At 52.1% G+C, this 6,246-nt stretch carries 6 protein-coding genes; all 6 read left to right on the top strand.

What is annotated here, in order from left to right:
* Positions 1-965: HAD-IC family P-type ATPase (locus RWO08_RS08790; RefSeq protein WP_314211835.1), on the top strand; the 965-nt coding region annotated here is incomplete at its 5' end.
* A gap of 10 nt (positions 966-975) precedes the next feature.
* Positions 976-1,176, top strand: a complete 201-nt coding sequence (locus RWO08_RS08785) for a heavy-metal-associated domain-containing protein (RefSeq protein ID WP_291454683.1) — start codon at positions 976-978, stop codon at positions 1,174-1,176.
* Between the two features lie 533 nt (positions 1,177-1,709).
* Positions 1,710-2,138 (top strand): DNA starvation/stationary phase protection protein, encoded by a 429-nt coding sequence (locus RWO08_RS08780; RefSeq protein ID WP_291427442.1) that lies wholly within the window; start codon positions 1,710-1,712, stop codon positions 2,136-2,138.
* Positions 2,139-2,297: 159 nt separating this feature from the next.
* Complete coding sequence (locus tag RWO08_RS08775; protein WP_314211834.1) at positions 2,298-4,076, top strand: glycerophosphodiester phosphodiesterase; 1,779 nt, start codon at positions 2,298-2,300, stop codon at positions 4,074-4,076.
* Positions 4,077-4,320: 244 nt separating this feature from the next.
* Positions 4,321-5,295: an asparaginase gene (locus RWO08_RS08770; protein WP_314211833.1), complete on the top strand. Its 975-nt coding sequence runs from the start codon at positions 4,321-4,323 to the stop codon at positions 5,293-5,295.
* An 88-nt stretch (positions 5,296-5,383) separates the two neighbouring features.
* Entirely contained in the window at positions 5,384-6,220 is an 837-nt protein-coding gene (locus RWO08_RS08765; RefSeq protein ID WP_314211832.1) for a DivIVA domain-containing protein, read from the top strand.
* Positions 6,221-6,246 lie beyond the last annotated feature (26 nt).

Genomic DNA, 6,246 nt, shown 5'->3' with positions numbered 1-6,246 from the left:
CCCACCAAGTGGACGCCGTAGTCTTGGATAAGACGGGGACCCTGACCCAGGGCCAGCCCCAAGTGACCGATGTCCTGCCTCTGACAGGCTGGACGCCAGATCAGTTACTAGCCTTGGCGGCTGCAGCTGAAGTTAACTCTGAGCACCCACTAGGCCAGGCCATTGTGGCCGGTGCCCGTGAGCGGGAGCTGGTTTTGCCTGAAGTGACCAACTTCCAGTCCTTAACTGGATATGGGATTCGGGTCCTAAATGGCAAGAACTTCTATTTCTTAGGCAATCGACGCATGATGCAAGAAATTGGCCTGGACTTGAGCCGGGCAGAAGAGCTAGCCGCAACTTTGGCGGCTGGGGGTAAGACGCCAATTTATGTAGGTAATAGAGAAGAAATTATAGGCCTGATTGCGGTGGCCGATCCGCTCAAGGCGACCAGTCCGGAGGCTGTCCGCCGCCTCAAGGCCATGGGCTTGCAGGTCATTATGTTGACGGGCGACAATGCTAAGACGGCGCAGGCTTTGGCTGCAGAAGCTGGCATTGACCAAGTTATTAGCGACGTTCTGCCTGCGGACAAGGCCCAGGTAGTGGCTGATTTGCAGGCTAAGGGCCTCAAGGTAGCCATGGTAGGAGACGGCATCAATGACGCGCCTGCTCTGGCCCAGGCTGATGTGGGCTTGGCCATTGGCCGGGGGACGGACGTGGCCATTGAGTCGGCTGACATGGTCCTCATGGGATCTGACTTGACCAGCGTGGCGACCGCCATCAAGCTTAGTCAGGCCACCATCCGCAATATTAAAGAGAACCTATTCTGGGCATTTGCCTACAATGTGCTAGGCATCCCGGTAGCCATGGGAGTCTTGCACCTCTTTGGCGGGCCACTCCTCAACCCCATGTTGGCGGGCGCAGCCATGAGCTTCAGCTCCGTCTCAGTCATCCTTAATGCCTTGCGCCTACGTCGTTTCAAGGCATAGGGAGTATATGATGGAAAGAACTTATCTTGTAGAAGCCATGAAGTGTGCTGGCTGCGCCAAGAATATTGAGAACCTACTTAGCCAGGTAGCCGGCGTCCAAGCCGTAAGCACTGATCTGGCCAGCAAAAGCGTGACCATCACCGGTCAGGTAGACCAAGCCAGCTTGCAAGAAGCCTTGGCGCAAACTAAATATGTCCTGGCTACTAAGTAGTTGGGTTAAGGAAGAAGACTAGCTCTATGTTGGGGCTGGTCTTTTTTTCTTGGGTTTGATGGAGGAAGGGAGCCCGACCTTGGGAGCTAGTGGTCCACTCTGGAGAGTGGACCACTAGCTGGGATGAAAAGGCTGGGAAAGGGCCGGAAATCGGGGAAAGTGCCTGAGCCAGTGGACCACTTTGGAGAGTGGACCACTAGCTGGGGCGAAAAGGCCTGAAAAAGGCCGGAAACCGGAGGAAGAGGCGGAGCCAGTGGACCACTTTGGAGAGTGGACCACTAGCTGGGATGAAAAGCCCGGAAAATGGCTGGAAACCTGGGAAAGTGTCAGAGCCAGTGGACCACTTTGAAGAGTGGACCACTGGCTGGGGCGGCTTGCCTTTCTTGGCCTTACTTAGCCTATTCTTCTAATAACAAGACCTAGGTTTATATGATTCTCAATAAAAAGTGCATATTCCTTGCTTTACTATCTAAGAGGTCTATAATGGTAGATAGATAGGGAAATCCTATCAAAAAGTAAAGGAGTGTTTGATTATGTCAACCGTTCAACGTCTTAACGAAATCACAGCCAACTTAGGTGTTTTATATGCGAAATTGCATCAACACCACTTCTATGTAAAAGGCCAGGAATTCTACAAATTGCACGAACTTTTCGAAACGCAATATAACGAAGTTCACGAACAATTTGACGAAGTTGCAGAACGCATCCTGATGATTGGCGGCAAGCCAGTCTCAACTTTAGGTGAATTCTTAGCCTTGGCAACTATCAAGGAAGCACCATACACGACTGAAAAAACAGGCCGTCAAATGGTCGAAGAAACAGTTGCTGACTTCGAGCTTTTCCGCACTCAATTAGAAGCAGCTATCCATTCTGACATCGACGAAGTCAGCCAAGACCTCTTGATTGGTATGAAAGCTGTCTACGACAAGCACTTGTGGACCATGAAGTCTTACTTGGGCTAAAAAATATCAAATGAAGGAGTTGGGAGCCGTCTTCCGGCTCCTTTTTTTGCGCTTATTTTTGGCTAATGGCCCTATGATTTTTATCACTTTTATGTTAGTCTAAACGAGACCCAGTTCTCGGGACTGGATAAGTTTAGATTAAGATAATGAGGAAGTTCTATGTCACCTACCCATACACACCACAAATCCCAACCCATCCGCCAGACCCTAAGTTTGATTAGGCGCCATGCCTTGGTCCTACTGTCCATGGGGACGGCCCTGCAATTCCTAGTCAGTGGGCTAGGGGCCGGGCTGCTGGTCTATCTCTTCCGGCTGGCTCTGATAGCTGCCGACCAGACCAATCTGGATAAGAACAATATTAATCATCTGCTGGCTAACCCGCTCAGCATGGGCATTCTGCTGGTCCTGGGGGCGGTCTTTGCCTTGCTCTTCTACCTGGAACTGTCGGCCATAGCCTATGTGATTGATGCCTGTCGCCAGGGCAAACGCCTGTCCTATCGAGGCTTGCTGACCCATTCCCTGGGCCGGCTCAAATCCTTGACCGGGTTGGACTTTGTTAGTTTTTTTGGCTATTTGCTCATTACCTTGCCAGTCAGTGGCTTGGTCCTCGAGTCCAGTCTGACGGAGGGCATTTATGTGCCGGAATTCATTACGGGTGAATTGATGAAGACCCCCATGGGGACGGTTATGGTGGGGCTGGTTTTTCTAGTCCTATCCTATCTCAACCTGCGTCTGATTTACACGGTTCCCCTCATGGTCATTGGCGACCAGGCCTTCTCCCAATCGCTCAAAATGAGTTGGCAGGCCACGCGTCAGGGCAAGCGCAAGCTAGTGGGCGCCTTGTTGGGCTTTGAATTGGTGCTGGCCCTCGTCAGCTTCCTCGTCATGGCCCTTGGCATTGCCTTGGCCTTCCTCATTTATGCCAAGGGGGACAATCTCTGGTTCCAGGCCGGCGTCCTGACCCTCTATCGGGGCGTCAACTTCGCCTTTGGCCTCTTCACCAAGGTGGGCGTCATGTCCATTCTCCTGATTTTCCTGGGGCGGCCTTTGGAAAGTCAGCCTTACTTGCTAGCCCAGGCCAAGGGCAAACGTGGTTGGCGCTTCTACCTCTTGCTCGTCTTGCTGGGCGCCATGGCCTATGGCTCGGCGGCCTTTGAAGTCTTTAGCAGTGGACTTAACACTAAACAGCAGGTTGTGGCCCACCGGGGCTATGTGGCCGAGGGAGTGGAGAATACCATTCCAGCCCTGGAAGCGGCGGCTGCCCAAGGGGTAGACCAGGTGGAGATGGATATTCTGCTGACCAAGGATTTGCAGTTTGTGGTCATGCACGACTACAACCTCAAGCGCCTGGCCGGCCTTGACCGCCGGGTTCAAGACATGACCCTGGCGGAAGTGGAGGGCTTGACCGTGCACCAGGACGGCCTGGAGGCCACCATTCCTTCCTTTGACGCCTATGTCAAACGAGCCAAAGAACTGGGCGTCAAGCTCCTAGTCGAGCTCAAGCCTCACGGGGGCGAGCCTGACAATTACGCTCAAATCTTTATCGACAAGATGCGTCAGCTGGGTGTGGAGACCCAGTATAAGACCATGTCCTTAGACCTCAAGGTCATGGAAGAAATTGAGCGGCTAGCGCCAGAAATCGAGACCGGCTATGTTATTCCCATCCAGCTAGGAGGCTTTGGCGACAATCAGGTAGACTTCTTCGTCATCGAAGACTTCTCCTATCAGGACTACTTGGCTGACCAGGCCCACGACCAGGGCAAGGCCATCTATGTCTGGACCATTAATGACAATGAGAAAATCCGCAAATACCTGCAAAAACCGGTCGATGCCATCATTACGGACCAGCCGGATCAAGTGGCCAGCATCAGACAAAAACTCCAGTCCTTTGAGGGCAACTACTTGGACTACCTGCTCCAGTTGGCTACGGGTAACTAGCGGGACTGGCTCAGGCTAACTAGCTCGCTTGGCATGGACTCACTAGCTGGATTGACTCGGGCTAACTCTTTTCCTAGTTAAGCCAATTGAAGTACACCTAAAAGAGGCCCCAGGGCCTCTTTTTTTACAGGCTTAAGTCGGCCATTTGTAGGGAATTTGTTACAGACACTGGGGGGGTATTCATGTTACAATAAGGGGTGCAAGTATTGTATAGCCGATTAGGACCAAAGGAGGGAGGCAAGGGATGAAACGGATTGCCATATTAAACACAGGGGGAACCATCTCCATGAGCGAGGACCAGACCACTGGTAAGGTCTCGCCATCTTCCACCAATCCGCTCAGCCAGGAAGGCAATCTCTTCCGTTCCTTGGCTGACCTAACCATCATTGACTTCTTCCACCTGCCGTCACCCCATGTGACGCCCCAACATATGTTGGAGCTTAAGAACTGGATTGAAGCCCACCAGGCCGATTTCGACGGGGTGGTCATCACCCACGGGACTGACACCCTGGAAGAGACGGCCTATTTCCTGGAGTTGACTCTGAATCTGGACATCCCGGTCATCATTACCGGAGCCATGCGTTCCAGCAATGAGATGGGCTCGGATGGCCTAGCCAATTTGCGGTCGGCCATTGTCACTGCCGTTGCCGACCAGTCGCGGGGCAAGGGGGTCATGGTAGTCATGAACGAGGAAATTCACACGGCCACCTATGTGACCAAGACCCACACCACCAATGTGGCTACCTTCCAGACGCCAACCTTTGGCCCAAATGGGATTGTGTCTAAGAACCAGGTCCTCTACTTCCAGAAGTTGATTCATACCGAGCACTATGAGCTCCAAAGCCTAACCAAGCAAGTAGCCCTGCTCAAGGCTTACTCGGGCATGACGGCTGATTTGTTTGACCACATTGTGGACTCAGGCGCCTATGATGGTCTGGTCATTGAAGGCTTAGGGGCAGGTAACCTGCCACCTGCTAGCTTAGCTGGCCTTAAGAAGGTGCTGGCGGCTGGCCTGCCCGTGGTCATGGTGTCGCGGGCCTTCAACGGCATTACGGAAGATGTTTATGACTATGAAGGGGGCGGCAAGCAGCTGCGCCAAGCCGGGGTCATCTTCACTCAGGGCTTGAGCGGGGTCAAGGCTCGCATCAAGTTGCTGGTCTTGCTTAACAGCCAGACGCCGGTTAATATCGCCCAGGCCTTTCATTTAGGGGCAAAATAAGTGAAAAATTATCAAAAAAGGGATGCCAAGGCGCCGTTTTTTTGATAAACTAATAGGGACAGTTAGAATGAGTAGAAAGGTGACCCATATGAGTCAAGTAACCCATATTGGATTAAGCTTCTTCGGCTACAATCGTAGTCAGGTAGAACGCGTCATTGAATCCAAGGATCAGCGGATTAGTGAGCTAGAAAAGCAAGTCGCTGACATCCAAGCACAAGTGACCAAGCTGCAAGCAGACATGGTCAAATACCAGGACATGGAACAAGCCCTTAAGGACGGGATTGTGGATGCCCGCCGCACAGGTAACCAGATTGTCCAAGAATCGACGGAAGAGGCCCAACGTCTAGTCGATCAGACCAACCAACAAGTGGTCCAATACAAGGAAGAGTTCGCAGCCTACAGCCATGATTTGGTGGAAGGCGGGGCCCAACTTAAGGACCAGCTCAATGAGATGAAGGCCCAAATGATGACTATTTTGTCACAGTATGAAGCCATCCTCAAAGACACTGACTTTGATGCCCTCTATCCAGAGAAGGAAGTCAATCGCTTCAACATCCAGCTTCAGGAATATGTGGCCGATGACGGCTTTAGCCTCAAGGGTCGGGAAGATTTAAGCCACCTCTTACAAGACGGCAGCCTGACCGAAGAAGAGAAGCAAGAATTGAAGAAACTAATCCAGGAAGTGATGACGGTCGAGCCTAATCAAGAGGCGCCCCAATCGAACGCGTCATCAACATCTGCCAAAGATAAGCAAGACCAGGAGGACGACGCCTCCTCTCAGTTCCAAGCAGTCAAGAAAGTTGTCGGGTCTGATCAAGTCTATGAAGAAGCGCCCGTAGGGGAAGAGTCCTCTAGCTCAGCCAGCGATGCTGACCGCAAGCTCGTCCCTTTTAAACCCAAACACAACAAGAAGAAACGATCATAAGCCTCAAGTCCCGTGTCAACCAACCA

The organism is uncultured Abiotrophia sp. (genome assembly GCF_963520105.1).
In the GTDB taxonomy this organism is placed as follows: domain Bacteria; phylum Bacillota; class Bacilli; order Lactobacillales; family Aerococcaceae; genus Abiotrophia.
The sequence above is the reverse complement of the archived record's forward strand: the minus strand, read 5'-3'. Positions and strand labels throughout refer to the sequence as shown.